The 24,192-nt window shown below is 65.5% G+C and carries 25 protein-coding genes and 1 pseudogene; 19 read left to right on the forward strand and 7 right to left on the reverse strand.

Annotated elements, in window-relative coordinates; translation table 11 throughout:
* Nucleotides 1-7: 7 nt before the first annotated feature.
* The 9 genes from mmsB to A6A05_RS10560 all read left to right on the forward strand — a co-directional run bounded on the left by mmsB (nucleotide 8) and on the right by A6A05_RS10560 (nucleotide 10,535).
* Nucleotides 8-898, forward strand: a complete 891-nt coding sequence (gene mmsB, locus A6A05_RS10520; protein ID WP_068500359.1) for a 3-hydroxyisobutyrate dehydrogenase — start codon at nucleotides 8-10, stop codon at nucleotides 896-898.
* On the forward strand, nucleotides 898-1,692 hold the full coding sequence (locus A6A05_RS10525) for an ABC transporter ATP-binding protein (protein ID WP_068500363.1): 795 nt from the start codon (nucleotides 898-900) through the stop codon (nucleotides 1,690-1,692). The genes mmsB and A6A05_RS10525 overlap by 1 nt, the downstream gene beginning before the upstream one ends.
* Nucleotides 1,693-1,701: 9 nt before the next feature.
* On the forward strand, nucleotides 1,702-3,633 hold the full coding sequence (locus A6A05_RS10530; protein ID WP_068500366.1) for a long-chain fatty acid--CoA ligase: 1,932 nt from the start codon (nucleotides 1,702-1,704) through the stop codon (nucleotides 3,631-3,633).
* 11 nt (nucleotides 3,634-3,644) lie between these two features.
* On the forward strand, nucleotides 3,645-4,538 hold the full coding sequence (locus tag A6A05_RS10535) for a branched-chain amino acid ABC transporter permease (RefSeq protein ID WP_068500370.1): 894 nt from the start codon (nucleotides 3,645-3,647) through the stop codon (nucleotides 4,536-4,538).
* A 4-nt stretch (nucleotides 4,539-4,542) separates the two neighbouring features.
* The gene (locus A6A05_RS10540) at nucleotides 4,543-5,616 is read left to right on the forward strand and encodes a branched-chain amino acid ABC transporter permease (RefSeq protein WP_068500373.1); all 1,074 of its coding nucleotides are present in this window, start codon (nucleotides 4,543-4,545) and stop codon (nucleotides 5,614-5,616) included.
* Between the two features lie 65 nt (nucleotides 5,617-5,681).
* On the forward strand, nucleotides 5,682-6,911 hold the full coding sequence (locus A6A05_RS10545) for an ABC transporter substrate-binding protein (RefSeq protein ID WP_068500378.1): 1,230 nt from the start codon (nucleotides 5,682-5,684) through the stop codon (nucleotides 6,909-6,911).
* A 67-nt stretch (nucleotides 6,912-6,978) separates the two neighbouring features.
* Complete coding sequence (locus A6A05_RS10550) at nucleotides 6,979-7,803, forward strand: ABC transporter ATP-binding protein (protein ID WP_068500382.1); 825 nt, start codon at nucleotides 6,979-6,981, stop codon at nucleotides 7,801-7,803.
* A complete protein-coding gene (locus tag A6A05_RS10555; protein ID WP_068500386.1) occupies nucleotides 7,803-9,026 on the forward strand; it encodes a phenylacetate--CoA ligase family protein in 1,224 nt (407 codons plus the stop codon). Before A6A05_RS10550 ends, A6A05_RS10555 begins: the two co-directional genes overlap by 1 nt.
* A gap of 12 nt (nucleotides 9,027-9,038) precedes the next feature.
* The gene (locus A6A05_RS10560; RefSeq protein WP_068500389.1) at nucleotides 9,039-10,535 is read left to right on the forward strand and encodes an aldehyde dehydrogenase family protein; all 1,497 of its coding nucleotides are present in this window, start codon (nucleotides 9,039-9,041) and stop codon (nucleotides 10,533-10,535) included.
* Here A6A05_RS10560 and A6A05_RS10565 read toward each other — a convergent pair.
* Nucleotides 10,532-10,894: a HepT-like ribonuclease domain-containing protein gene (locus A6A05_RS10565; RefSeq protein ID WP_068500391.1), complete on the reverse strand. Its 363-nt coding sequence runs from the start codon at nucleotides 10,892-10,894 to the stop codon at nucleotides 10,532-10,534. The two genes, A6A05_RS10560 and A6A05_RS10565, sit on opposite strands and share 4 nt — an antisense overlap.
* On the reverse strand, nucleotides 10,878-11,192 hold the full coding sequence (locus A6A05_RS10570; protein WP_068500393.1) for a nucleotidyltransferase family protein: 315 nt from the start codon (nucleotides 11,190-11,192) through the stop codon (nucleotides 10,878-10,880). The genes A6A05_RS10565 and A6A05_RS10570 overlap by 17 nt, the downstream gene beginning before the upstream one ends.
* A gap of 68 nt (nucleotides 11,193-11,260) precedes the next feature.
* Between A6A05_RS10570 and A6A05_RS10575 the strand changes: the two genes are divergently transcribed.
* The 5 genes from A6A05_RS10575 to A6A05_RS10595 are packed head-to-tail and all read left to right on the forward strand — an operon-like array spanning nucleotide 11,261 to nucleotide 15,453.
* A complete protein-coding gene (locus A6A05_RS10575) occupies nucleotides 11,261-12,448 on the forward strand; it encodes an acetyl-CoA C-acetyltransferase (protein WP_068500395.1) in 1,188 nt (395 codons plus the stop codon).
* Nucleotides 12,445-13,584 (forward strand): acyl-CoA dehydrogenase family protein, encoded by a 1,140-nt coding sequence (locus tag A6A05_RS10580; protein WP_068500398.1) that lies wholly within the window; start codon nucleotides 12,445-12,447, stop codon nucleotides 13,582-13,584. The genes A6A05_RS10575 and A6A05_RS10580 overlap by 4 nt, the downstream gene beginning before the upstream one ends.
* Before the next feature lie 14 nt (nucleotides 13,585-13,598).
* On the forward strand, nucleotides 13,599-14,417 hold the full coding sequence (locus A6A05_RS10585) for a universal stress protein (RefSeq protein WP_068500402.1): 819 nt from the start codon (nucleotides 13,599-13,601) through the stop codon (nucleotides 14,415-14,417).
* Between the two features lie 3 nt (nucleotides 14,418-14,420).
* Nucleotides 14,421-14,879, forward strand: coding sequence for a PaaI family thioesterase (locus tag A6A05_RS10590; protein ID WP_068500404.1), 459 nt, complete (start codon nucleotides 14,421-14,423; stop codon nucleotides 14,877-14,879).
* Between the two features lies 1 nt (nucleotide 14,880).
* Nucleotides 14,881-15,453 (forward strand): peroxidase-related enzyme, encoded by a 573-nt coding sequence (locus A6A05_RS10595; RefSeq protein ID WP_068500407.1) that lies wholly within the window; start codon nucleotides 14,881-14,883, stop codon nucleotides 15,451-15,453.
* On the opposite strand, the gene A6A05_RS10600 is transcribed toward A6A05_RS10595, so the two are convergent.
* Both A6A05_RS10600 and paaX read right to left on the reverse strand, forming a co-directional pair.
* Nucleotides 15,454-15,930 (reverse strand): DUF2478 domain-containing protein, encoded by a 477-nt coding sequence (locus tag A6A05_RS10600; protein WP_068500412.1) that lies wholly within the window; start codon nucleotides 15,928-15,930, stop codon nucleotides 15,454-15,456.
* Between the two features lie 11 nt (nucleotides 15,931-15,941).
* Nucleotides 15,942-16,862 carry a phenylacetic acid degradation operon negative regulatory protein PaaX gene (paaX, locus tag A6A05_RS10605; protein ID WP_068500415.1) on the reverse strand — a complete coding sequence of 307 codons (921 nt, stop codon included), beginning with the start codon at nucleotides 16,860-16,862 and terminating at the stop codon, nucleotides 15,942-15,944.
* A 318-nt stretch (nucleotides 16,863-17,180) separates the two neighbouring features.
* On the opposite strand from paaX, the gene A6A05_RS10610 reads away from it, so the two are divergent.
* The 4 genes from A6A05_RS10610 to A6A05_RS10625 are packed head-to-tail and all read left to right on the forward strand — an operon-like array spanning nucleotide 17,181 to nucleotide 22,325.
* The gene (locus A6A05_RS10610) at nucleotides 17,181-19,943 is read left to right on the forward strand and encodes a molybdopterin-dependent oxidoreductase (RefSeq protein ID WP_068500417.1); all 2,763 of its coding nucleotides are present in this window, start codon (nucleotides 17,181-17,183) and stop codon (nucleotides 19,941-19,943) included.
* Entirely contained in the window at nucleotides 19,940-20,836 is an 897-nt protein-coding gene (gene fdhD / locus A6A05_RS10615) for a formate dehydrogenase accessory sulfurtransferase FdhD (RefSeq protein WP_068500420.1), read from the forward strand. The genes A6A05_RS10610 and fdhD overlap by 4 nt, the downstream gene beginning before the upstream one ends.
* Nucleotides 20,833-21,486 carry a 4Fe-4S dicluster domain-containing protein gene (locus tag A6A05_RS10620; RefSeq protein ID WP_068500424.1) on the forward strand — a complete coding sequence of 218 codons (654 nt, stop codon included), beginning with the start codon at nucleotides 20,833-20,835 and terminating at the stop codon, nucleotides 21,484-21,486. The genes fdhD and A6A05_RS10620 overlap by 4 nt, the downstream gene beginning before the upstream one ends.
* Nucleotides 21,483-22,325: a hypothetical protein gene (locus A6A05_RS10625; RefSeq protein WP_068500428.1), complete on the forward strand. Its 843-nt coding sequence runs from the start codon at nucleotides 21,483-21,485 to the stop codon at nucleotides 22,323-22,325. The genes A6A05_RS10620 and A6A05_RS10625 overlap by 4 nt, the downstream gene beginning before the upstream one ends.
* 108 nt (nucleotides 22,326-22,433) lie before the next feature.
* Here the strand turns inward: A6A05_RS10625 and A6A05_RS10630 are convergent, their stop codons facing one another.
* A complete protein-coding gene (locus A6A05_RS10630) occupies nucleotides 22,434-23,006 on the reverse strand; it encodes an IS630 family transposase (protein WP_245644263.1) in 573 nt (190 codons plus the stop codon).
* Entirely contained in the window at nucleotides 22,919-23,494 is a 576-nt protein-coding gene (locus A6A05_RS20185; RefSeq protein WP_172822260.1) for a helix-turn-helix domain-containing protein, read from the reverse strand. The genes A6A05_RS10630 and A6A05_RS20185 overlap by 88 nt, the downstream gene beginning before the upstream one ends.
* 121 nt (nucleotides 23,495-23,615) lie before the next feature.
* On the opposite strand from A6A05_RS20185, the gene A6A05_RS10635 reads away from it, so the two are divergent.
* Nucleotides 23,616-23,876: a hypothetical protein gene (locus A6A05_RS10635; RefSeq protein WP_082910871.1), complete on the forward strand. Its 261-nt coding sequence runs from the start codon at nucleotides 23,616-23,618 to the stop codon at nucleotides 23,874-23,876.
* A 129-nt stretch (nucleotides 23,877-24,005) separates the two neighbouring features.
* Here A6A05_RS10635 and A6A05_RS10640 read toward each other — a convergent pair.
* A pseudogene (locus A6A05_RS10640) lies at nucleotides 24,006-24,192 on the reverse strand (transposase); the annotation flags it as partial.

The raw sequence follows: 24,192 nt of genomic DNA on the forward strand, positions 1-24,192 counted from the left end.
AAGACTTATGGCGAAGATCGGTTTCATCGGCCTGGGCAACATGGGCGCCCCGATGATGAAGAACCTGCTGAAGGCCGGCCATCAGGTCGCCGCCTTCGACGTGGTCCCGGCCGCCCGCGAGGCCGCCGCCGCCGGTGGCGCCACCGCTTGCGCCAGCGCCGCCGAGGTGGCCCGGGACGCCGAGATCGTCGTCACCATGCTGCCGGCCGGCGAGCATGTGAAGGCGGTGATGCTGGGCGAGGCTGGCCTGCTGGCCGCGGCGCCCAAGGGTTGCCTGTTCATCGACAGCTCGACCATCGACGTGGCCAGCGCCCGCGAGGTGGCCGCCGCCGCCGAAGCCTCCGGCCATCTGATGGTCGATGCGCCGGTCTCGGGCGGCGTCGGCGGGGCCGAGGCCGGCACCTTGACCTTCATGGTCGGCGGTTCCGACGCTTCGTTTGCCAAGGCTTTGCCGATCCTGGAAGCCATGGGCAAGAACATCGTCCATGCCGGCGGGCCGGGCAACGGCCAGGCCGCCAAGATCTGCAACAACATGCTGCTGGGCATTTCGATGATCGGCACCTGCGAGGCCTTCGCGCTGGCCGAGAAGCTGGGTCTGGACGCCCAGAAATTGTTCGACATCGCCTCGAAATCCTCGGGCCAGTGCTGGTCGATGACCTCGTATTGCCCGGTGCCCGGCCCGGTGCCGACCTCTCCGGCCAACCGCGACTACAAGGCCGGCTTCACCGCCGCCATGATGTTGAAGGATCTGAAGCTGGCGGTGGAAGCGGCCTCGAAGGCCGGCGCCGCCGTGCCGCTGGGGGCCGAAGCGGCCCAGCTTTACACCCTGTTCGCCGCCGCCGGCTCGGCCGGGGTCGATTTCTCCGGCATCATCCGCATGCTGAAGGGTGACAAGTGATGAACGCCGCCACCTCCCCGGTGCTGGAAGTCCGCGACGTCAGCTTGGGCTTCGGCGGCGTGCGCGCCCTGACCGAGGTCAGCTTCCACGTCAACAAGGGCGAATTGTTCTCGATCATCGGCCCCAACGGCGCCGGCAAGACCTCGATGCTGAACTGCATCTCGGGCCGCTACACCCCGACCGCCGGCCGGGTGTTCCTGGAAGGCCGCGACGTCACGGGCTTAAGCCCCAATCACCGCGCCACCCTTGGCATCGGCCGCACCTTCCAGAACCTGGCCCTGTTCGGCCACATGACCGTGCTGGAAAACATCATGGTCGGCCGCCATCACCTGTTGAAGAACAACTTCCTGAGCGGGGCACTGTACTGGGGGGGCGCCCAGAAAGAGGAACTGGCCCACAGGCGCAAGGTCGAGGACATCATCGACTTCCTGGAAATCACCCATATCCGGAAAGCGCACGCCGGCACCCTGCCCTATGGCTTGCGCAAGCGGGTCGAACTGGCGCGCGCCATGGCGGTCGAGCCCAAGATCATCCTGCTGGACGAGCCGATGGCCGGCATGAACCTCGAGGAAAAAGAGGACATGGCCCGCTACATCGTCGACCTCAACGAGGAATGGGGCATGACGGTGGTGATGATCGAACACGACATGGGCGTGGTGATGGACATCTCGAACCGGGTCATCGTGCTGGAATTCGGCCGCAAGATCGCCGACGGCCTGCCCGACGAGGTGATGAACAACGAACGAGTCAAGGTCGCCTATCTGGGCGTCGATGACGACGAAGACGCGGCCTAGGGGTTGGATATGAGCGAGAGCTGGAACGACGTCGATACCTTCGACACCTTTCCCAAGCTGCTGGTGGAAAACGCCCGGCGCTTCCCCGCCGACGTCGCCATCCGCGAAAAGGAATTCGGCATCTGGAACCTGTTCACCTGGGCCGACAGCCTGGACCGGGTCAAGAGCCTGGCCTTGGGCCTGGCCGCCATCGGCGTCCAAAAGGGCGACGTGGTGGCGCTGTTGGGCAAGAACCGGCCGGAATGGCTGTGGGGCGAGCTGGCCGCCCATTCGGTCGGCGCGCTGTCCATGGGCGTCTATCAGGATTCGATGAATGCCGAGGTGGCCTATCTGCTGACCTACACCCAGGCCGCCGTGGTGCTGGCCGAGGACGAGGAGCAGGTCGACAAGCTGCTGGAAATCGCCGATCAGGTGCCGTCGCTGAAGCACATCGTCTATTTCGATCCGCGCGGCATGAGGAAATACAGCGATCCCAAACTGATTTCCGCCACCGACCTGCGCGCCCGGGGCGCCGCCCTTGAAGCCAGCGAACCCGGCCGGTTCGAACGCATGGTTGCCGAAGGCAAGGGCACCGACGTCGCCGTCCTGGTCACCACCTCGGGCACCACCTCCAACCCCAAGCTGGCGATGCTGGAGCCCGGCCCGTTCCTGCGCCATTGCAAGGCGTACCTGCGCGCCGACCCCAAGATGGCCGGCGACAATTACGTCTCGATGCTGCCGATGCCGTGGATCATGGAACAGATCTATGCCGTCGGTCAGCCGCTGATCTGCCGCAACATCGTCAATTTCGTCGAGGAACCCGAGACGATGATGGCCGATATGCGGGAAATCGGCCCGCATTTCGTGCTGCTGGCGCCGCGCACCTGGGAAGCCATCGCGGCGGAAGTGCGCTCGCGCATGATGGATTCGACCCGCTTCAAACGCTTCATGTTCGATCTGGGCATGAAGCTGGGCATGCAGGCGCTGGACCAGGGCAAGCGGTCGTGGCTGGCCGACCTGATCCTGTTCAAGGCCCTGAAGGACCGCATCGGATTTTCCTATCTGAAGTCGGCCGCCACCGGCGGTGCCGCCCTGGGGCCGGACACCTTCCGCTTCTTCCTGGCCATGGGGGTGCCGCTCAGGCAGATCTATGGCCAGACCGAGCTGGCCGGCGCCTATACCGTCCATCGCGGTGACGACATCGATTTCGATTCGGTCGGCATTCCGTTCGACGACGCCGAATACCGCATCGACAATGCCGACGCCAACGGGGTGGGCGAGATCGTCGCCAAGACCGACGGCATGTTCGCCGGCTATTACAAGAACCCCGAGGCCTCGGTGGCCGACATGGAAGACGGCTGGCTGAAGACCGGCGACGCCGGCTTCGTCAAGAAAGAGAACGGCCATCTGGTGGTGATCGACCGCATCAAGGATCTGGCCACCACCTCGAACGGCGTGCGCTTCTCGCCGCAATTCATCGAGAACAAGCTGAAATTCTCGCCCTTCATCGCCGAGGCGGTGACGCTGGGCGCCGACAAGCCCACTCTGGCGGCGCTTTTGTGCATCCGCTACTCGATCGTGTCGAAATGGGCCGAGCAGAAGGGCATCGCCTTCACCAGCTATACCAGCCTGTCGGCCCAGCCGCAGGTCTATGAGCTGCTGCGGGCCGAGGTCGAGAAGGTCAACGCCACCCTGCCCGAGCCGCAGCGCATCCGCAAATTCCTGCTGCTCTATAAGGAACTCGACGCCGATGACGGCGAGCTGACCCGCACCCGCAAGGTGCGGCGCGGCGTCATCAACGACAAGTACGGCGACATCATCGACGCCATGTATGGCGGCCGCGAGATGGTGCCGGTGGATGCGATCATCACCTTCCAGGACGGCACCACCACCCGGGTCAAGACCGAGCTGGCGGTGGTCACCTTGTTGCCCGATCCCACCGTCGCCCAAGCCGCCCAATAGGAGACGCCCCCATGACCAGCAACCTTCTGGTGCAACTGCTCATCAACGGGCTGATCGTCGGCACGCTGTACGGCGTCGTCGCCATGTGCTTCGTGCTGATCTACAAATCGACCCAGGTGGTCAATTTCGCCCAGGGCGAGTTCCTGCTGATCGGCGCCTGGGCCTGCTGGTGGATGGTGGTCGAGGCGGCCTTGCCCTTCTGGCTGGCCTTCCCGCTGACCTTCGCCTTCATGATGGCCTTCGGGGTGATCTTGCAGATGGTGGTGCTGCGCCCCCTGATCGGCGAGCCGATCATCTCGGTGATCATGGTCACCATCGGGCTGTCGATCTTCTTCCAGGCGGTGACCAAGTGGATCTTCGGCGCCGACGTCCAACCCTTCCCGGAAATCTTCCCGGTCAAGTCGGTGGACGTGTTCGGCCTGCAGGTCCAGCCGGCCTATCTGATGAGCCTGGTGGTGTCGCTGCTGATCATGGCCGGCTTCGCCTGGTTCTTCAAATATTCGCGCATGGGTCTGGCCATGCGGGCCACCGCCTTCAACCAGCAGGTGGCGCAAAGCCTGGGCATCTCGGTCAAGGCGGTGTTCGCCATGGCCTGGGCCATTTCCGCCATGGTCTCGGCCCTGGCCGGCGTGGTGGTCGGCATCGTCAACGGCGTGTCGGGCGCGCTTTCCTTCTTCGGCATCAAGGTGTTCCCGGCGGTGATCGTCGGCGGCCTTGATTCGGTGATCGGCGCCATCGTCGGCGGCCTGATCATCGGCGTCTTGGAAAACATGGCCGAATATGTCGACGGCCAGTGGCTGCAACTGGGCAACCTTTATTCCGTCGCGCCGTTCTACGTGCTGATCGTCATCTTGATGATCAAGCCGTACGGCCTGTTCGGCACCAAGAACATCGAAAGGGTCTAGGCCGATGATTTCCACCAGCCTTATCCCCTGCGGCCAGTACAAGACGTCGTACGCCAAGGACACCACGCTTTTCGACACGCCGGTCACCCGTGCCTTCTGCGTCGTCGGCGTGCTGGTGCTGCTGACGCTGCCGCAGTTGGGTATCAGCAATTATCACCTGACCTTGCTGATCCAGATCGGCTATCTGTCGATCGCGGCGCTGGGCCTCAACATCCTGGTCGGCAGCACCGGCCAGATCAGCCTGGGCCATGCCGGCTTCTTCGGCTTCGGGGCGTTTGCCAGCGCCTGGCTGCACAACAAGTTCGGCATTCCGGTGCTGCTGGCGATGCCGCTGGCCGCCGTCATGACCACCCTGTTGGGCCTGTTGTTCGGCATTCCGGCCGGGCGCCTGAAGGGGCTTTACCTGGCCATCGCCACCTTCGCCTCGCAATTCATCCTGGAAGATTTCTTCGCCCGCGCCGACTGGTTCTCGGGCGGCTCGGCCGGCGCCATGGCCGGCACCGCCAGCCTGTTCGGCTTCGATCTGACCGGCGACCGCAGCTATTTCTATCTGGTGCTGTTCTGGCTGGTGACCATGGTGCTGTTGGCGTCGAACCTGTTGCGTTCGCGCGACGGCCGCGCCTTCGTCGCCGTGCGCGACCATTATCTGTCGGCCGAGGTGATGGGCATCAACCTCACCAAGTACCGCATCTTGTCGTTCGGCATCTCGTCCTTCTATGCCGGCCTTGGCGGCGCCCTTTACGGCCACTATCTGGGCTTCGTCTCGGCCGAGGGCTTCACCATCCTGCTGTCGATCCAGTTCCTTGGCATGATCATCATCGGCGGCATGGGCAGCGTGATGGGCACCTTGATGGGCACCGCCTTCATGGTGCTGCTGCCGGAAGTGCTGGAAATCGGCTTCGGCGCGCTTCGCGGCATCGCCGGCGACGTCGCCTGGGTGACCTCGGGCCTGGCCTATGCCAAGCAGGCCTCGATCGGCCTGGCCATCATCTTGTTCCTGATCTTCGAGCCCGATGGCTTGGTCCATCGCTGGAAGCTGATCAAGTCCTATTGGAAGCTTTACCCGTTCTCGTACTGACAACAACAAGGGCCGCCAACGGTCCATCGCCCCATATGAAAAGTTCAACACTGGGAGGAGACACCATGAAGAAGTCCTTGCTGGCCAGCGCCGCCATCCTGCTGGCGTCCACCATGGCCCATGCCGCCGATCCGATTCCGGTCGGCCATATCGCCGACTTGACCGGCGCCACCGGTTCGGTGGGCAAGCCCTATGCCCAGGGCATCGCCGACGCCATGAAGTACATCAATTCCAAGGGCGGCGTCGGCGGCCGCACCCTGGCGTTCGAGACCACCGATTACGCCTATGAAGTGCCGCGCGCCATGGCCCACTACAAGAAGCTGTTGGACCAGAAGGTGGTGGCGATCCAGGGCTGGGGCACCGGCGACACCGAGGCCCTGGTCTCGTTCGTGGCCAAGGACACCATTCCCTATTTCTCGGCCTCTTATTCCGGCCATCTGACCGACCCCCAGGGCAAGACCTCGGCCAAGGCCTCGCCCTACAATTTCTTCTACGGTCCCAGCTATTCCGACGGTTGCCGCGCCCTGGTCGAATGGGCCGCCGACGATTGGAAGAAGAAGGGCGGCACGGCCAAGGCCAAGTTCGTCCATATGGGCGACAACCACCCCTATCCGAACGCGCCCAAGGATGCCTGCGGCGCCTATGCCAAGGAAAAGGGCCTGGAAATCCTGAACCCGATCCAGTACTCGCTGAAGCCCGGCGATTTCAAGGCCCAGTGCCTGTCCTTGAAGGAATCGGGGGCCAACTACGCCTATCTGGCCAACACTTCGGGCTCGACCATCGCGCTGCTGAAGAGCTGCGAAACGGTCGGCGCCAAGCCCCAATACATGGGTAACGTCTGGGGCATGGACGAAGCCTCGCTGAAGGCCGCCGGCGAGGCCGCCAACGGCATGGTGTGGGTGGTCGGCGCCGCCACCTGGGCCGACAATAATGCCGGCATGAACCTGGTGCGCGAAATCTCGAAGATGAGCGATCCGTCGGGCACCGAGCCCCGCCCGGGCCACTACATCCGCGCCGTCTGCTCGGCCTTCTACATGAAGGAAGCGATGGATGCCGCGTCGGCCATGCCCGGCGGCGTCACCGGCCCCAACATCAAGAAGGCCATGTACACCAAGAAGGATTGGGTGCCGGCCGGTCTGGACGGTGTCTGCCTGCCGTCGACCTGGAAGGAAGACGATCATCGCGGCACCACCTCGGTCATGGTCTACCAGGCCTCGGTCAAGGGCACCGATATCGGCATGAAGAAGATCTTCACCGCCAATATCCCGCGCCGCACCGAGTGGCTGGGCTGGTAATCGGGTTTGTCACCGGGCGGCCTCTGTCGGGGGCCGCCCCTCCTTTCTTGATCAGGATGGTCGCACCATGGGTGAAGCCGCTTTGAAACTGGCGCCGGAAGAATCGCTGCTGACGGTCAACAACATCGAGGTCGTCTATGACGACGTGATCCTGGTGCTTCGGGGCGTCAGCCTGGACGTGCCCAAGGGCAAGATCGTCACCCTGCTGGGGCCGAACGGCGCCGGCAAGTCGACCACCTTGAAGGCGATTTCCGGCCTGCTGGCCACCGAGGACGGCGAAGTCACCCGCGGCGCCGTCAGCTTCATGGGCGAGAACATCGCCAACCGCGCGCCCGAAGAGATCGTGCGGCGCGGCATCTTCCAGGTGATGGAAGGAAGGCGCATCATCGAGGACATGACGGTCGGCGAAAACCTGCGCCTGGGCGCCTTCACCCGCAAGGACGGGGCGGCAGCCATCAGGGACGACATCGATCTGGTCTATTCCTATTTCCCCCGCCTGAAGGAACGTACCGGCCTGGCCGGCTATCTGTCGGGCGGCGAGCAGCAGATGCTGGCCATCGGCCGCGCCCTGATGGCGCGCCCCAAGATGATCTTGCTGGATGAGCCGTCGATGGGCCTGTCGCCGCTGCTGGTCAAAGAGGTGTTCGGCATCATCGAACAGCTGAACAAGGATCTGGGCATCACCATCTTGCTGGTCGAGCAGAATGCCCGCATGGCGCTGAAGGTGGCCGATTACGGCTACATCATGGAATCGGGCAAGATCGTGCTGGACGGCACCAAGGACGAGTTGGTCAACAACGAGGACGTCAAGGAATTCTATCTGGGCGGCGACAAGGAACGGAAATCCTTCAAGAACCTGAAATCCTACAAGCGTCGGAAGCGGTGGCTGTGATGAGCGATTTCTACGACCAGTTGGAAACCCGCTCGGCCGACCAGCGCGAAGCCGATCTGTTCGGCCGCCTGCCGGCCCAGATCGCGCATGCCAAGGCCCGCGCCCCCTTCTTCGCCCGCCTGCTGGCCGACATCGATGCCGATGCGGTGACCGGGCGCGCCCAACTGGCCAAGCTGCCGGTGACCCGGAAGTCGGACCTGACCGACCACCAGAATACCCAGCCCCCGTTCGGCGGCCTGACCGCCACGCCTGCCGGCGAGCTGTACCGGGTGTTCGCCTCGCCCGGGCCGATCTACGACCCCGAGGGCAAGGGCAAGGATTGGTGGCGCATCGCGCGTGCGCTCTATGCCGCGGGGTTCCGCAAGGGCGAGCTGTTGCACAATTGCTTTTCCTACCATTTCACCCCCGGCGGCGTGATGTTCGAGACCGCCGCCCACGCGCTGGGCTGCCCGGTCTTCCCGGCCGGTGTCGGCAATACCGAGCTGCAGGCCCGCGCCGTCGCCGACCTGAAGCCGGCCGGCTATTCCGGCACGCCGTCCTTCCTGAAGACCATCCTGGAAAAGGCCGATGAAATGGGCTGGGACCATTCCAGCCTGACCAAGGCCTGCGTCTCGGGCGAGGCCTTGCTGCCGCCCTTGCGCGGCTCCTTGAAGGATCTGGGCGTCGATGTGCTGCAGGCCTATGCCTCCGCCGATCTGGGCCTGATCGCCTATGAGACCAAGGCGATGGCGGGATTGGTGGTCGATGAGGGCGTCATCGTCGAGATCGTGCGCCCCGGTACCGGCGATCCGGTCCCGGCCGGCGAGGTCGGCGAGGTGCTGGTCACCAGCTTCAATCCCGATTACCCGGTCATCCGCTTCGCCACCGGCGATCTGTCGGCGGTGCTGGCCGGCCAAAGCCCGTGCGGGCGCACCAACATCCGCCTGAAGGGCTGGATGGGCCGGGCCGACCAGACCACCAAGATTAAGGGCATGTTCGTCCACCCCCGCCAGGTCGCCGACGTGGTGGGGCGCCATCCCGGCATCATCCGCGCCCGGCTGGTGGTGGAAAAGGAAGCCGATGCCGACGTCATGACCCTGCATGTCGAAGCCGACGGCGCGGGTGACGGCCAGGCCATCGCCGACACCATCCAGTCGGTGTGCAAATTGAAGGGCCGGGTGCAGTTCCATCCGCCCGGCGCCCTGCCCAATGACGGCAAGGTCATCGAAGACAAGCGAGCCTAAAAGGAATCCACAATGACCCTCGACCTGACCCCCAATCTCGATCCCTTCGCCCTGGCTCGCGCGCTGTCGGGCAAGCATTTCTATGACGGCGCCTTCCAGGCCGGCCGTTCGGGCAAGACCTTCCCGGTCAACAACCCGGCCACCGGGGCCGAGATCGGCACCGCCCCCTTCGGCGACGAAGCCGACGTCAACGCCGCCGTCGCCGCCGCCAAGGCGGCGCAGAAGGGCTGGGCCAAGCTGCCGGCCCGCCAGCGCGGCAAGCTGGTGGCCGAATGCGGCCGGGTGCTGGTCAACCATGTCGAGGAGCTGGGCCGCCTGATCGCGCTCGAGACCGGCAAGGCGCTCAGGACCGAAAGCCGGGTCGAGGCCGGGGTGCTGGCCGACATGTTCACCTTCTTCGGCGGTCTGGGCAGCGAACTGAAGGGCGAGACCGTGCCCTTCCATCCCGACATGATGACCATGACCGTGCGCGAGCCGGTCGGCGTGGTCGCCGCCATCATCCCGTGGAACGTGCCACTGCTGCTGATGGCCATGAAGGCGGCGGCCGCCCTGGTCGCCGGCAATTCGGTGGTGGTCAAGTCGGCCGAGGAATCGCCGCTGACCGTGCTGCGTGTGACCCAGATCATGAATTCGGTGCTGCCGGCCGGCGTGTTCAACATCCTGTCCGGCTTCGGCCCGGAATGCGGCGCCCCCTTGGTGGCGCACCCCGACGTCAAGAAGGTCAGCTTCACCGGCTCGGTCGAGACCGGCCGCATCGTCTATAAGGCGGCGGCCGAGAAGCTGATCCCGGTGACCCTGGAACTGGGCGGCAAGAGCCCGATGATCGTCTGCGCCGACGCCGATACCGACAAGGCGCTGGCAGGGGCCATCGCCGGCATGCGCTTCACCCGCCAGGGCCAAAGCTGCACCGCCGCGTCGCGCATCTTCGTCCATGAAGACATCCACGATGCCTTCGTCGCCGCCCTGAAGGCCAAGGTCGATGCCATGGTGATGGGCGACCCGCTGGACGAGAAGACCGATATCGGCACCATCATTTCCGGCGGCCAGTTCGACCGGGTCCAGTCCTATATCGCTTTGGGCCGCGAGACGGCGGGTGCGACCGAGCTGGCCTGTTCTTCCATGCCGACCGATCCCAAGCTGGCCAAGGGCCTGTTCGTCCAGCCGCGCATCTTCACCGGGGTGACCAACAATGACCGCATCGCCCGGGAAGAAATCTTCGGGCCGGTCTGCTGCGTCATCAAGTGGAAGGACTTCGACAGCGTCATCGAACAGGCCAACGACAGCGAATACGGCCTGGCCGCCACCATCTGGACCCGCGACCTGAAGACCGCCATGGACGCCACCCGGCGCCTGGAAGCCGGCTTCGTCCAGGTGAACCAGAACCTGGTGGTCCAGCCCAACCTGTCCTATGGCGGGGTCAAGACCTCGGGCCTGGGGCGCGAGGCGTCGCTGGAATCCATGCTGGAACACTTCACCCACAAGAAGACCATCATCATCAACATGGCTTAAAGGGAGACGAGCCACTCGCGCTCGGCAATCATGGCAGCACGCACGACATCCAGTTCGGCCGTCGCGACGACCCACACCAGGTGTGGGTCGATGCTGCCGTATTCGTGCGCCAGGATATTGCGCATCGCCCAAATCCGACGCCAGGGAACCTCGGGACGGCGCTCCTCGAGGCCGGGGGCCAGGGCCTTGCTGGCCTCGGCGATGATGATGATCTGGAAGCACAGCGCCCCGACCGACCAATCGTCGGCCAGGAAAGTCTCATGCTCGGTTTTCGCCAGATACGCCCCGACCCGCTCAACGACATCCAGAATGTCGTCGCAACGGCCCAGCCAGGCCTCGATCCTAGGCCGGGAATACATCGACGCCGTCTCGTTCCACGAAAGCCGCAAAGCGGCTCTTCAAGGCCCGCCGACTGACAACATCAACCTTACGGCCCAGCCAGGACGTGGCGTTCATCTGCACGTCGGCCAAGGTCAGCAGGGAAAAACGGCTGTCGGAATCGTAATCAATCACCAGGTCGATGTCGCTGTCCTCGGTGGCATCGCCACGCGCGACCGACCCGAAGACGGTCAACCGCGTCACGCCGCAGGCCCTGAAGTCCGTCTCGTGATCCTTGAGGACTCGAACAATGTCGTCGAGGGAAGGAATGCCCGGCATGGTCGTGTTCCACCGCTATTCGTCCCATTCTACACTCAACTGGTTTCCGCGTTAAAGGACCTCACGCCATGACCCATGATCCCATCGTCATCGCTGGCTACGCCCGCACCCCCATGGGCGGCTTCCAGGGCGAGCTGGCCGGCCTGACCGCCAGCCAGCTGGGAGCAACCGCCATCAAGGCGGCGCTGGAACGGGCCGGCGTTCAGCCCGACGCGGTCGACGAGGTGATCATGGGCTGCGTCCTGCCGGCCGGCCAGGGCCAGGCTCCGGCGCGCCAAGCCTCGCGCGGTGCCGGCATCCCCGACGCCGCCGGAGCCACCACCATCAACAAGATGTGCGGGTCGGGCATGAAGGCGGCGATGTTCGCTCACGATCTGCTGGTGGCCGGCTCGGCCGCCTGCGTGGTGGCCGGCGGTCAGGAAAGCATGTCCAACGCGCCCTATCTGCTGGACAAGGCGCGCGGCGGCTATCGCATGGGCCACGGCAAGGTGCTGGACCACATGTTCCTGGACGGGCTGGAAGACGCCTATGACAAGGGCCGGCTGATGGGCACCTTCGCCGAGGAATGCGCCCAATCCTATCAATTCACCCGCGAGGCCCAGGACGCCTTCGCCATCGCCTCGCTGAACCGTGCGCTGGCGGCGATGACGGAAGGCCGCTTTGCGGCAGAGATCGCCCCCGTCGCCATCAAGTCCCGCAAGGGCGACACCATCATCGCCGAGGACGAGCAGCCCAAGTCGGCCCGGCCCGACAAGATCCCCACCTTGAAGCCGGCCTTCCGGGACGGCGGCACGGTGACTGCGGCCAATTCCTCGTCGATTTCCGACGGCGCCGCCGCCCTGGTGATGATGCGCATGAGCCAGGCCGAGAAGCTGGGCGCCACTCCGCTGGCCATGGTGTGCGGGCACGCCACCTTCGCCCACGCCCCCAATCTGTTCACCACCGCCCCGGTCTTCGCCATCCAACGCCTGCTGGACAAGCTGTCCTGGTCGGCTGGCTCGGTCGATCTTTACGAGATCAACGAGGCCTTCGCGGTGGTGACCATGGCCGCCATGCGCGACCTGGACCTGCCCCACGACAAGGTCAACGTCAATGGCGGCGCCTGCGCTCTGGGCCATCCCATCGGGGCCTCGGGCGCCCGCGTCATTGTGACCTTGCTGGCCGCCCTGAAGACTGCCGGCCAAAAGCGCGGCATCGCCAGTTTGTGCATCGGCGGCGGCGAGGCCACCGCCATCGGCCTGGAGCTGGTTGCATGATCCTGACCGAGGAACAGGCGCTGATCCGCGAGACGGCGCGCGCCTTCGCAAGCGAGCGACTGGCCCCCGGCGCCGCGGCCCGCGACCGCGAGCATCGCTTCCCGGCCGAGGAATTGGCCGAGTTGGGCAAATTGGGCTTCCTGGGCATGGTGGTGCCGCCCGAATGGGACGGCGCCGGCACCGATTACGTCTCCTATGCCGCCGCCATCATGGAAGTGGCGGCCGGCGACGGCCCCATCTCGACCATCATGAGCGTGCACAATTCGGTCTGCTGCAAGCCGATCCTGGATTACGGCACCGATGAACAGAAGGACCGGTTCCTGCGGCCCATGGCCAGGGGCGAGGCCATCGGCTGCTTCTGCCTGACCGAGCCGGAAGCCGGCTCGGACGCCGCTTCCATCAAGACCCGCGCCGTCAAGGACGGCAATGCCCATTACGTGCTGAACGGCGCCAAGCAATTCATCACCTCGGGCAAGAACGCGAAGGTGGCGATCGTCTTCGCCGTCACCGACCCCAGCGCCGGCAAGAAGGGCCTGTCGGCCTTCGTGGTGCCGACCGACACGCCCGGCTGGAACGTGGCGCGGATCGAGGAAAAGCTGGGCCAGCATTCGTCGGACACCTGCGCCATCACCTTCGACGACATGCGCATCCCGGCCGATTGCCTGTTGGGCCAGGAAGGCGAGGGCTTGAAGATCGCCCTGGCCAACCTGGAAGGCGGACGCCTGGGCATCGCCGCCCAAAGCGTCGGCATGGCCCGTGCCGCCCTGGATCACGCGGTTTCATATTCCAAGGAACGGCGCCAGTTCGGCAAGCCGATCTGCGAGCATCAAGCGGTGGCCTTCCGCCTGGCCGACATGGCCATGCGGGTCGAGGCGGCCGAACAGATGGTGCTGCATGTGGCAACCCTGCGCGATGCCGGCATTCCTTGCCTGAAGGAAGCCTGCATGGCCAAGCTGCTGGCCAGCGAGACGGCCGAGGCCGTGTGCTCGGCCGCCATCCAGACCATGGGCGGCTATGGTTACCTGGCCGACTTCCCGGTCGAGCGGATTTATCGCGACGTGCGGGTCTGCCAGATCTATGAAGGGACCAGCGACATCCAGCGCCTGGTGATTTCCCGCGCGCTGTTGGCGAATTAAGAGAGGGGCAAGCGATGAAGGACATTCTGGTTCATCTGGACGGCGGCGAGCGCGACCGCATCCTGATCGAGGTCGCGCGCGGCCTGGCCAAGCGTCACGGCGCCCGCCTGACCGCCCTGTTCGCCCGCAACGACCCGCAGCGGACCAGCGCCATGGCCCGCCAGGCCAGCGACCATCTGCGCCTGGCGCAAGAGACCGGGGCCAAGCTGTTCGCCCAATTGACCGACGGCGCCGGCGTGGAAACCCGCTGGTGGCAATTGCCGCACGGCGAGGCCGGCATGGTCGAGGGCGAGACGGTGTTCTGCGCCCGCTATTTCGACCTGGTGGTGATGGGCCAGTACAATTCCTCGTCCAGCAATGTCGGCGACGATCTGGCGGAACAGGTCATCCTGCATGGCGGCCGCCCGGTGCTGGTGATCCCCTATGCCGGCGCCGTCGCCAGCGTCGCCGAACGCTGCGTGGTGGCATGGAACGCCGGCCGCGAGGCCACCCGCGCCATCCACGATTCCCTGACCCTGCTGCAGGCGGCCAAGTCGGTGACGGTGCTGTCGATGCGGCCAAAATCCGCCGATGCCGCCATGGACGCCCTGTCGGCCATGCCGGCGACCGACATCGTCGATCACCTGAAGGCCAACGGCATCAATGCCGAGGGCGAGCATCTGCCCGACGAAAATATCGGCAAGATGGACATGCTGCTGTCTCGGGCCTGCGACCTGGGCGCCGACCTGATGGTGATGGGCGCGCACGGCCAGTACGGCCTGTCGCGGCTGCGCGGCTCGGGGACGCGTTATGTGCTCAAGCACATGACCCTGCCGGTGCTGATGGGCAACTGACAGATGGCCGGCTTTAGCCCTAAGGACCCGGACTGGCGGGCGCGCTGCGAGGACAGCTTCGCCCGCCAGGCCCTGATGTCCACCATGGGCGCCGGAATCGACCGCCTGCAGCCCGGCCAGTGCACCTTGTCGCTGGCCCATCGGCCCGATCTGTGCCAGCAGCACGGCTACCTGCATGCCGGCACCACCATGGCCCTGGCCGATACCGCCGCCGGATACGCAGCCTTCTCGCTGATGCCCAAGGGGGCCAGCGTGCTGACCACCGAGCTGAAGATCAACCTTCTGAACCCGGCTGCCGGCGAGCGGCTGGAGGCGGTGGCCGAGGTGGTCAAGCCCGGCCGCACCCTGTCGGTGGTCAAGGCCGACGTCTATGGAATCCAGGGCGGCAAGCGCGGCCATGTCGCCACGGTTCTCGCTACCATGATGTGCCTGGCCGACACCCCCGACGACAAAGGACGCTGACATGCCCCAACCCGACCATATCGTCCGCGTCGCCCTGCCCGACCCGGCCGCCTATGATGCCGACACCCAAAAATACTTCGCCAAGTGCGAGGAAAAGCTGGGCCTGGTTCCCAACGTGCTGACCGCCTTCACCGGTCGGCCGGCCAAGCTTGGCACCTTCTCGCGTTTCTATAACGAGCTGATGCTGGGCGAATCGGGCCTTAGCAAGCTGGACCGCGAGATGATCGCCGTAATCGTGTCGTCGGCCAACCGCTGCTATTACTGCCTGGTGGCGCACGGCCAGGCGGTGCGCGCTTTGTCGGGCGACCCCGAACTGGGCGAGATGATGGTGATGAATTACCGCGTCGCCGAACTGGATGCCCGCACCCGCGCCATGCTGGATTTCGCCTGGAAACTGACCGAGACCCCGCGCGAGGTGGGCGAGCCCGACCGCGATGGCTTGCGGACGGTGGGATTTTCCGACGACGACATCTTCGATATCTGCGACGTGGTCGGCTTCTTCAACTACACCAACCGCCTGGCCCACGGCCTGGACATGATCCCCAACCGCGAATACCACGCCAAGGATCGGTGATCAGTCGCCCAGGCCGGCCCACCACGCCTGGACCGAGGCCCGCTCGGGGGCCAGCACCGTGCCCAGACCGCCGGTGAAATCCAGCCAGCGGGCCAGGTTGGCCAGGTCCAGCAGGGTCAACAGGGGTATACCCGCCGCCATCACCGCCAGCATTTCGGCGGCCAGGCCTTGGCCGTGCGCCTCCAGCTTGCCGAAGCGGTTGACCACCACCAGATCGGCGCCTTGGGCAATGGCGGCGCGCAAGGTCTCGGACGCCTCGGCCACACCCCTGGGATCGACCCGGCAGGATTTCGAGCCCGTGCCCAGATTCTGCAAGATGGGAAAGCTTTGACCGCTGGCCAGATCGATCAACCGGCCGCCCGGCTTCTGGATCAGGCCCCGGACCGCCACGCCGCGCCCCGCCAATTCATGGGCGAACGACGCCAACAGCGCCGCCGCCCCCGGTCCCTGGCGGATGGCGGCGATGGGCGCATTCATGGCCCCGCCCCCTACAGGCCGCCGAAACGGGCGTAATAGCTGGGATGGGCCTCGGGAACCGGACCTTCGGCGGTTTCCAGCACCGCCATCAGGTGCTGTTCGGCCGGGGCCTGAACCAGACGGTAAAGATTGCGGCACAGCTGGCGGGCGGCGGTGCCGGGCCAGTCGGCCCCCAACAATTCGTCGGGCAGCATCGGATCGCGCAGCAAGGCGCGGCGATAGCCGTGCATCAGCAGCGTGCGCACCACGAAGCAGGTCTGCGGATCCAGGTCGGGATCGTCCTTCAGCGCCTGCCACACCGGCCGGAAGGTTTCCAGGAACTCGGTGTAGTCGGCGCCCAGGCGGTCCAGGTCCCAGCACGAGCGGATGATGTCGCCCAGGCCTTCCGACGCGGTCAAGGCCAAGGTTTCCGCCCGCATCACCACCGCGTTGCGGGCCGCCGGCGAATCCGCCAGCAACAGACGCAACGCCGTCTCGTCGGGATCGGGGTGGATCTTGATTCCGGGCGCCAGTTGGCCGAAGCCCAGCCAGCCCAGGTCACGGCGCAGCGCCTCGCGGTCCTCGCCGGGCGGCACCGCGCCCGAGGTGATCACCAGGGTCCAGCGGCCGTCCCACGGCCGGGTCGATGGGCGGTAAACGCGCTCGTGCGCGGCCTCGAACCGGCGCCGCCCGCTTTCGGTCAGGCGATAATAGGACCGCCGGCCCAGCTGGCTGGACACCAGCCATTCTTCCTTCGACAGCCGAAACACCGAGGTCCGCACGATGCGCTCGTTCAAGCCCAAGGGCTCGACCAAGGCGATGACGCTGCCCAGCCAGGCATTGCCGCCGTGATGGGCGATGGCGTCGCCATAGACGGTGACGATCAGCGACTTCGCCTTCGGCTTCAGGCGGTCGAGCAATCGGGCGACGATGGCGGCTTGATCCTGGGTCATCAATAGGCCGGATGGATGCGGGTCGGCGCACATCCTACCCACCGTTTCGCCCGGCGCAATCCCTCAAATTCCCGGCGGATTCGTCATTGCGATACAGAATGATTGACCAAAGACGTCATTCTGTATTATATTTCAGTCAATGGCGCGAACATGACGCCTGTGATAATGCGTCCGGGGAGGACGAAACGCCGTATTTCGTGGCGGTTACGCCGCACCGGCCATAAATCTCGACTTCCCGATACGTTTTCGACTCGTCTCTTGGGTCAGCAGCAACAAGAAGTGCGAAACCCCATGCCGCATTGCGGCGGGAGTCATCGGATGAGCTTGAAGCAGAAAGCCGTGCCGGAAGCGGTCACCTCGGTTCCCTCCTATTGCTATAATTGCGTCTCGGGCCCCGATCTGATGACCGTCCGGGTCAAGGATGGAATCGCCACCGCCATCGCCCCCAACCACGACGCCATCGGCATCCACCCGGCGCACGGGCGCCCCTGCGTCAAGGCCTATGGCCTGGTGCAGAAGACCTATAACCCCGACCGCGTCCTGACCCCGATGAAGCGGACCAACCCCAAGAAGGGCCGCCACGAGGACCCGGGCTTCGTCGCCATCTCGTGGGACGAGGCGCTGGACGCGGTGGCGGCCAAGCTTAAGGACATCGAGGCCACCGGCAAGCTGGACGAGAATTCCATGCCGCGCGTCGCCGCCACCTTCGGCCATGGCGGCACCCCGGCCAGCTACATGGGCACCTTTCCGGCCTTCCTGGCCGCCTGGGGCGCCATCGATTTCAGCTTCGGCTCGGGCCAGGGCGTCAAATGCGTCCATTCCGAACATCTGTACGGCGAATTCTGGCATCGCGCCTTCACCGTCTGCGCCGACACCGTGCAGACCCGGCTGATCTTGTCGTTCGGCACCAATGTCGAGGTATCGGGCGGCCCGTGCGCGGTGCGCCGCCATGCCGACGCCCGCATCCGCGGCATCAAGCGCATCCAGATCGAGCCGCATCTGTCGCCGACCGGGGCCTGCTCGGCCGAATGGGTGCCGATCCGCCCCAAGACCGACGCCGCCTTCATGCTGGCGATGGTCCACGTCCTGCTGCACGAGGCCAGGCGCGACCAGTTGGACCTGGCCTTCCTGAAGGACCGCACGGCGTCACCCTATCTGGTCGGCCCCGACGGCTGGTATCTGCGCGATCCCGACAGCGGCAAGCCGCTGGTGTGGGACGAGGTTTCCGAACGTGCCGTCCCCCACGACAGCCCCGGCATCCGCCCGGCGCTGGATGGCACCTTCGAGGTGCGCAACGTCGCCGCCCACGGTCCCGACGACGAACGCATCGCTTACGACCATGTCGCCGCCCGCTCGGCCTTCCAGGTGATGGGCGACACCATGCGCCCCTATACCCCGGAATGGGCTGCCGAGGTGTGCGACGTGCCGGCCGGCACCATCCGCCACGTCGCGACCGAGTTCCTGGACAATGCCTGCATCGGCGAGACCATCGTGGTGGGCGGGCGCACCCTGCCGTTCCGCCCGGTGGCGATCACGCTGGGCAAGACCGTCAATAACGGCTGGGGCGCCTTTGAATGCTGCTGGGCGCGCACCATGCTGGCCTGCCTGGTCGGCGCCCTGGAAGTGCCCGGTGGAACGCTGGGCACCACGGTGCGGCTGAACCGCCCGCACGAGAATCGCCTGGCCTCGGTCAAGCCCGGCGAGGACGGTTTCATGGCCAACAAGCTGAACGCCACCGGCAAGGGCAAATGGGCCGACAAGCCGACCGGCAGAAACGCCCACAAGCCGCTGATCCCCATCGTCGGCGATTCCTCGTGGGCCCAGGCCTTGGGGCCGACCCACCTGGCCTGGATGTTCCTGAAGGACGCGCCGAAGGAATGGGCCAAGCCCAACCCTCCCGATCTGTGGTTCGCCTTCCGCACCAATCCGGCCATCTCGTTCTGGGACACCGACCAGATCATCGAGAACATGGCCAAGATGCCGTTCGTGGTGGCCTTCGCCTATACCATGGACGAAACCAACCACATGGCCGATATCTTGCTGCCCGACGCCACCGATCTGGAAAGCACCCAGATCATCCGCGTCGGCGGCACCAAGTTCGTCGAGCAGCATTGGGAACATGCCGGCATCATCATCCGCCAGCCGGCGGTCGAACCCCAGGGCGAGGCCCGTGACTTCACCTGGATCACCACCGAGATCTGCCGCCGCGCCGGCCTGCTCGAGGCCTATAACACCGCCATCAACCGGGGCGCCGCCCTGGTGCCCCTGAAGCGCGAGCATTACGACTATTCCCTGGCCATCGATCAGGTGCACGACGTCGAGACCATCTGGGACGCGGTGTGTAAGGCCGCGACCCACGAGCTGACCGACGGCGCCGACGTCAAGGATCTGGCCTGGCTGAAGACCAACGGCCTGTTCGTGGTGCCCTTCGAGAAGAAGGACTGGTACCTGCTGCCGACCATGGAAGACCAGGGCTTGCGCTTCGAGATGCCCTATCAGGAACGGCTGCTGAAGGCCGGCATCGAGCTGGGCCGGCGCCTGCACGAACACGACATCCACTGGTGGGACACCCAGCTCAAGGAATACCAGGCGCTGCCGACCTGGCACGACGTGCCGCACCATTGGCTGAAATCGACCCGCGACCTGGGCGGCCATCCCGACGATTACCCGTTCTGGGCGGTCACCACCAAGTCGATGCCTTATACCACCGGCAATAATGCCGGCATCCCCTTGATGAACGAGGTGGCGCAGAACCTGCGCGGCCACGGCTCGGTGGTGATGAATGCCGGAGCCGCCAAGAAGCTGGGCATCAAGGCCGGCGACTGGGTCGAGGTGCGCTCGCCGATTTCCTTCACCCGTGGCAAGGCCGCCCTGGTCCAGGGCTGCCGCCCAGACACCATCGTCGTCCAGGGCCAGTACGCCCACTGGAAGACCCCGTACGCCAAGGACCTGAACTTCCCGTCGCTGAACAAGGTGATCCCGCTGTCGATGGAACTGACCGACGCCACCGGATCGGGCGCCGATCTGGTCCGCGTCTCGGTGACCAAGGTCGATGGCCCGCTGGCGGAGGACGCCCGATGATCAAGACCCGCATCGAGCGCCCCAGCCAGCCCCCCGCCCACGGACCCGAGCAGCCGGCCCCGACGCTGGCCTCGACCGATGTCGAGCGCTGGGCCGACGGTCGCCTGGAAGCCTGCCAGGATTGGGTGGCCGAAGAGGTGCCGGTCAGCCTGGACTATAACGGCCTGTCCCACGCGGTGATGCTGGCCAGCCCGGCCGATCTCGAGGATTTCGCCATCGGCTTCTCGCTGACCGAGGGGCTGGTCGATCACCGCCGCGATATCACCGACATCGCCATCGACACCCTGGAGCGGGGCATCCGCATCCGCCTGGACATCACCGGGCGCTGCTTCGCCCGGCTGAAGGAACGCCGCCGCTCGCTGGCCGGGCGCACCGGCTGCGGCCTGTGCGGCACCGACAGCCTGGATCAGGTGTTCCGTGACATCCAACCGGTCGCCGCCGACACCTGCTTCCAGCCCGACCGGCTAGCGGTGGCGCTGAACCGGCTGGCCGCCCGCCAATCCCTGCAGGGCATGACCGGGGCGGCCCATGCCGCCGGCTGGATCGATGCCTTGGGCCAATTGCACCATGTGCGCGAGGATGTCGGCCGCCACAACGCCCTGGACAAACTGATCGGCGCCTTGGCCCAGGCTGGGCTGGATGCCGGCCAGGGCGCCATGCTGGTCACCAGCCGCGCCAGCTATGAGATGGTGCAAAAGGCCGCCGCCTCGGGGTGCGGCATGCTGGTGGCGGTGTCGGCCCCCACCGCCCTGGCCATCCGCACCGCGCACGACCTGAACGTCACGCTGGTCGGCTTCGCCCGCCAGGGCCGCCACACTGTCTATTCCCACGCCTGGCGGCTAGCCGCCGATGGTGACGCGCGCCTGCCGGCCGAACGGGGAGAAATTCGATGACCCGCTATGTGATGGTCGCCGACCTGCGCCGGTGCGTCGGCTGCCAGACCTGCACCGCCGCCTGCAAGGAAAACAACGGCACGCCCGTAGGCGTGCAATGGCGCCGCGTGCTGGACATCGAGGCCGGCGAATATCCCGACGTCAGCCGCGTCTTCCTGCCGACGGGGTGCAATCACTGCGACAAGCCGCCCTGCATGGAGGTATGCCCCTCGACCGCCACCGGCAAACGGGCCGACGGACTGGTCACCATCGATTACGACCTGTGTATCGGCTGTTCGTACTGCATCATGGCCTGCCCCTACGACGCCCGCTTCAAGGTCGAGGATCTGGCCTATTCCTACGGCGAGGCCAACGCCGCCGACCAGGCCCGCAGCAATCCGGCCGAATTCGACGGCGTGGTGTCGAAATGCACCTTCTGCATCGACCGCATCGATGCAGGCCTGGCCAAGGGCCTGGTGCCCGGCCGCGACATGGAGGCGACACCCGCCTGCGTCCAGGGCTGCATCTCGGGCGCGCTGCGCTTCGGCGATCTGCACGATCCCAACAGCGACGTGTCGCAGCTGATCAAGAACAACAAATATTTCCGCCAACACGAGGAAGAGGGCACCGGCCCCGGCTTCTATTATCTTTGGGACAAGGGGGCACCATGAAGCAGATGATCACCGCCAGGCTGCAGAATTCCTGGGACCTGCGCGCCGCGGCCAACTTCATCGGCGGCGGCACCGGCACCGGCCTGGTGGTCGCCTCGGGCCTGGGCTGGCTGCTGGGCCTGGACGTCACCCTGCCGCTGCTGGCCGGCCTGGCCTTTATCGGGCTGGGGCTGTCGATGGTGTGGCTGGAAATCGGCAAGCCGTGGCGGGCGCTGCATGTGTTCTTCCATCCCCAGACCTCGTGGATGACCCGTGAAGGCATCCTGGCGGCGCCGCTGATGGCGGCCGGCGCCGGCTTCTGGTGGTTCGGCCATCCCGCGCTTTTGGCGGTGGCGGTGTTCTTCTCTGTGGGCTTCATCTATTGCCAGGCCCGCATCCTGCGGGCCGCCAAGGCGATTCCGGCCTGGTCGCACATCCGCACCGTGCCGCTAATCATGATGACGGCGGCGGCCGAGGGCACCGGCCTGTTCCTGGTGCTGGGCGAGCCGGCGCCGATGATGGTGTCGGCGGCCCTGGCCATGGCCATGGCCCGCGAGGCCGCGCGTGAGGCCTATCGCCTGGCCCTGAAGCGCGATAAGGCGCCCGAGGGCACGCTGGAATGGTTCGTCCGTCCCGAGGTCCGGGTGCTGCAGGCGATCCGCTGGGTGTCGATGGTGCTGCTGCTGGTCGGCGCCTTCGGCTCGGCCCCGGCGGCCATGGCCGGCGGCTTGCTGGCGGCGCTGACCGGCTGGGGCCTGAAGGTGGTCATGGTCACCAAGGCGGCCTTCAATCGCGGTGCCCGTGTGCCGCGCACGCCGGTGCGCGGCCGCGATTCCAGCCGGATCGTACAGCCGCGCTGAGCTGGCTGCGCTTCGCGCATAAAGCCCGCGCGGCGTCTGAGCGAGCCCGGCTACGGGCCGCGCTTCGCGCCCAAAGCCCGCCCGGCGTCTGATACGGAATCCGGTTAATCAGTTCGGCCTGAAGGGCTGCGGCCACCGATGGAAGTCTGTGTGGGCGCGAATGGTTTCCCTGCCCAAGGCCAAGCACCTTTCTGCGATCACCGTGTCGAGTTCGGCCTGGGTTTGAAAATGCCTGTTGGCGACGGGTTCATCGACCAGGGGCCACAGGCATTCGGCGGGCTGGAGTTCCGGGCTGTAGGGCGGCAAAAAGACCAGGATGATGCCATCCGGGACGGCCAGGCCGGCGGGGCCATGCCATCCGGCGTTGTCGAGTACCAGGACGATGACGCGGTCGTGGCCGGCGCCGACGTCCTTGGCGAAGGTGTCGAGAACGGCTTCGAACAGAGGCTTGTTTACGGCATTGACGAGGTACCACACGGTTTCGCCGCCGGTCGGTTCGACGAAGGCGATGAGGTGAAGCCATTCGAAACGGTGATGGCCAAGGGCGATGGGACGCTCCCCCACCGGCGCCCAGGCCCGACGATGGACCGGCTTCAGCCCGAGGCGGTGCTCGTCTGTGGCCCAGACCTCGACCGGCTTGCCGGGGTGGCGGTCACGCGCTTCATTGATCGCCGCGTCGATGTTTTTTTGAGCGTCTCGTGCTCGTCGGCACCGGCCGCCCGCGGATGGCGCGGACGGGGAACCTGGATCGACCATTCGATCCTCTTCAAGGCATCCCAGCCCCGTTGCGGATGGACCTTGGTCAGGCCAAGCCGGGCCGCGATCCACGACGCCACCTTGGGACCCGTCCATAAGCTGCCGTCATCGGGTGGCTCGCGCAGCCGATCCGCCAGCGCCATCAATACCTCGTCGGTCAGAATCCGCGCCGGACGGCCGTTGCCGCGTCGCAGGTCACCAAGAGACCCAGGGCCATCGACGTTGTAGCGCGCCACCAAAAGTTCAACCCAGCGGGGCGCGAACCCGAGAACCTCCGCCACCTCGCGGATGCCGCGCCCCTTCGCCAAAAGCCAGATTGCATGATAGTGGCTCTTCGCCACAGTCTCGCTCGAAGACCGATAGCAAGCCTCCAACTCCGACACACTCAGATGATCCGCAACCGTAACCGCCATGCTCAGCCTCCTCTGCCGAATCATGGCTTCCGATTCTAGATTCTTCCAACCCCGCCGGGAATCCCTCAAATCACGAATCAATCAACCGGAGTCCGCATCAGCCCTTTCTGGGCGAGAGAACGTGACCGACAGATTTAAGTTTTCTCGAGATAAGGGGGCGCTCAAAGACGCTCTCCTGGACCAGAAGTGGGATGCTTTGGAGCTGGCTGGGCTGATTTTCGAGCCAAACCTTCCCGAGGGGTCTTCAATTGTTCTGATCGACGACAAATATCAGTCTGGAGTGCCGATGCAGTTCGTCGCGTCCAGGCTTTATCTCGCCGGTGCATCGGAGGTGTTTGGGTTGAGCATGGTCAAGACCTTGCGGGATACCGATAACCAATAGGACCGGAGTGGTGGTATGTTTCCGAGGCTATGTTTCGTAAGGCGTGGTTGAGACGGAGATGGCTTTCGATAGACCCGACATCGTGCAGTTAGCCCGTCCTATTCACCAGGGCGCTCAGAATTGTATGGCGGGCCAGTGACGGCGGATACGCCGGACCAGACGACGCAGATGACTGCGGACCTCGGTGCCGGTCGGCGTCTTGCCCGGCCGCAGGATCATCGCCACCGGCCGCCCCGACGCCGTGTCGTAGATGTGGATGGGCAGGAAGCAGCGCTCGTCGTAATGGGCGTTGAACAGCGACAACTGCTGGTGGCCG

It is taken from the genome of Magnetospirillum moscoviense (assembly GCF_001650635.1).
GTDB classification, from domain to species: domain Bacteria; phylum Pseudomonadota; class Alphaproteobacteria; order Rhodospirillales; family Magnetospirillaceae; genus Magnetospirillum; species Magnetospirillum moscoviense.

Excerpts from the sequence above, each read along its gene's own strand:
- mmsB (WP_068500359.1), top strand. The coding sequence starts at position 8 with ATGGCGAAGATCGGTTTCATCGGCCTGGGCAACATGGGCGCCCCGATG.
- A6A05_RS10525 (WP_068500363.1), top strand. The coding sequence starts at position 898 with ATGAACGCCGCCACCTCCCCGGTGCTGGAAGTCCGCGACGTCAGCTTG.
- A6A05_RS10530 (WP_068500366.1), top strand. The coding sequence starts at position 1,702 with ATGAGCGAGAGCTGGAACGACGTCGATACCTTCGACACCTTTCCCAAG.
- A6A05_RS10535 (WP_068500370.1), top strand. The coding sequence starts at position 3,645 with ATGACCAGCAACCTTCTGGTGCAACTGCTCATCAACGGGCTGATCGTC.
- A6A05_RS10540 (WP_068500373.1), top strand. The coding sequence starts at position 4,543 with ATGATTTCCACCAGCCTTATCCCCTGCGGCCAGTACAAGACGTCGTAC.
- A6A05_RS10545 (WP_068500378.1), top strand. The coding sequence starts at position 5,682 with ATGAAGAAGTCCTTGCTGGCCAGCGCCGCCATCCTGCTGGCGTCCACC.
- A6A05_RS10550 (WP_068500382.1), top strand. The coding sequence starts at position 6,979 with ATGGGTGAAGCCGCTTTGAAACTGGCGCCGGAAGAATCGCTGCTGACG.
- A6A05_RS10555 (WP_068500386.1), top strand. The coding sequence starts at position 7,803 with ATGAGCGATTTCTACGACCAGTTGGAAACCCGCTCGGCCGACCAGCGC.
- A6A05_RS10560 (WP_068500389.1), top strand. The coding sequence starts at position 9,039 with ATGACCCTCGACCTGACCCCCAATCTCGATCCCTTCGCCCTGGCTCGC.
- A6A05_RS10565 (WP_068500391.1), bottom strand. The coding sequence starts at position 10,894 with ATGTATTCCCGGCCTAGGATCGAGGCCTGGCTGGGCCGTTGCGACGAC.
- A6A05_RS10570 (WP_068500393.1), bottom strand. The coding sequence starts at position 11,192 with ATGCCGGGCATTCCTTCCCTCGACGACATTGTTCGAGTCCTCAAGGAT.
- A6A05_RS10575 (WP_068500395.1), top strand. The coding sequence starts at position 11,261 with ATGACCCATGATCCCATCGTCATCGCTGGCTACGCCCGCACCCCCATG.
- A6A05_RS10580 (WP_068500398.1), top strand. The coding sequence starts at position 12,445 with ATGATCCTGACCGAGGAACAGGCGCTGATCCGCGAGACGGCGCGCGCC.
- A6A05_RS10585 (WP_068500402.1), top strand. The coding sequence starts at position 13,599 with ATGAAGGACATTCTGGTTCATCTGGACGGCGGCGAGCGCGACCGCATC.
- A6A05_RS10590 (WP_068500404.1), top strand. The coding sequence starts at position 14,421 with ATGGCCGGCTTTAGCCCTAAGGACCCGGACTGGCGGGCGCGCTGCGAG.
- A6A05_RS10595 (WP_068500407.1), top strand. The coding sequence starts at position 14,881 with ATGCCCCAACCCGACCATATCGTCCGCGTCGCCCTGCCCGACCCGGCC.
- A6A05_RS10600 (WP_068500412.1), bottom strand. The coding sequence starts at position 15,930 with ATGAATGCGCCCATCGCCGCCATCCGCCAGGGACCGGGGGCGGCGGCG.
- paaX (WP_068500415.1), bottom strand. The coding sequence starts at position 16,862 with ATGACCCAGGATCAAGCCGCCATCGTCGCCCGATTGCTCGACCGCCTG.
- A6A05_RS10610 (WP_068500417.1), top strand. The coding sequence starts at position 17,181 with ATGAGCTTGAAGCAGAAAGCCGTGCCGGAAGCGGTCACCTCGGTTCCC.
- fdhD (WP_068500420.1), top strand. The coding sequence starts at position 19,940 with ATGATCAAGACCCGCATCGAGCGCCCCAGCCAGCCCCCCGCCCACGGA.
- A6A05_RS10620 (WP_068500424.1), top strand. The coding sequence starts at position 20,833 with ATGACCCGCTATGTGATGGTCGCCGACCTGCGCCGGTGCGTCGGCTGC.
- A6A05_RS10625 (WP_068500428.1), top strand. The coding sequence starts at position 21,483 with ATGAAGCAGATGATCACCGCCAGGCTGCAGAATTCCTGGGACCTGCGC.
- A6A05_RS20185 (WP_172822260.1), bottom strand. The coding sequence starts at position 23,494 with ATGGCGGTTACGGTTGCGGATCATCTGAGTGTGTCGGAGTTGGAGGCT.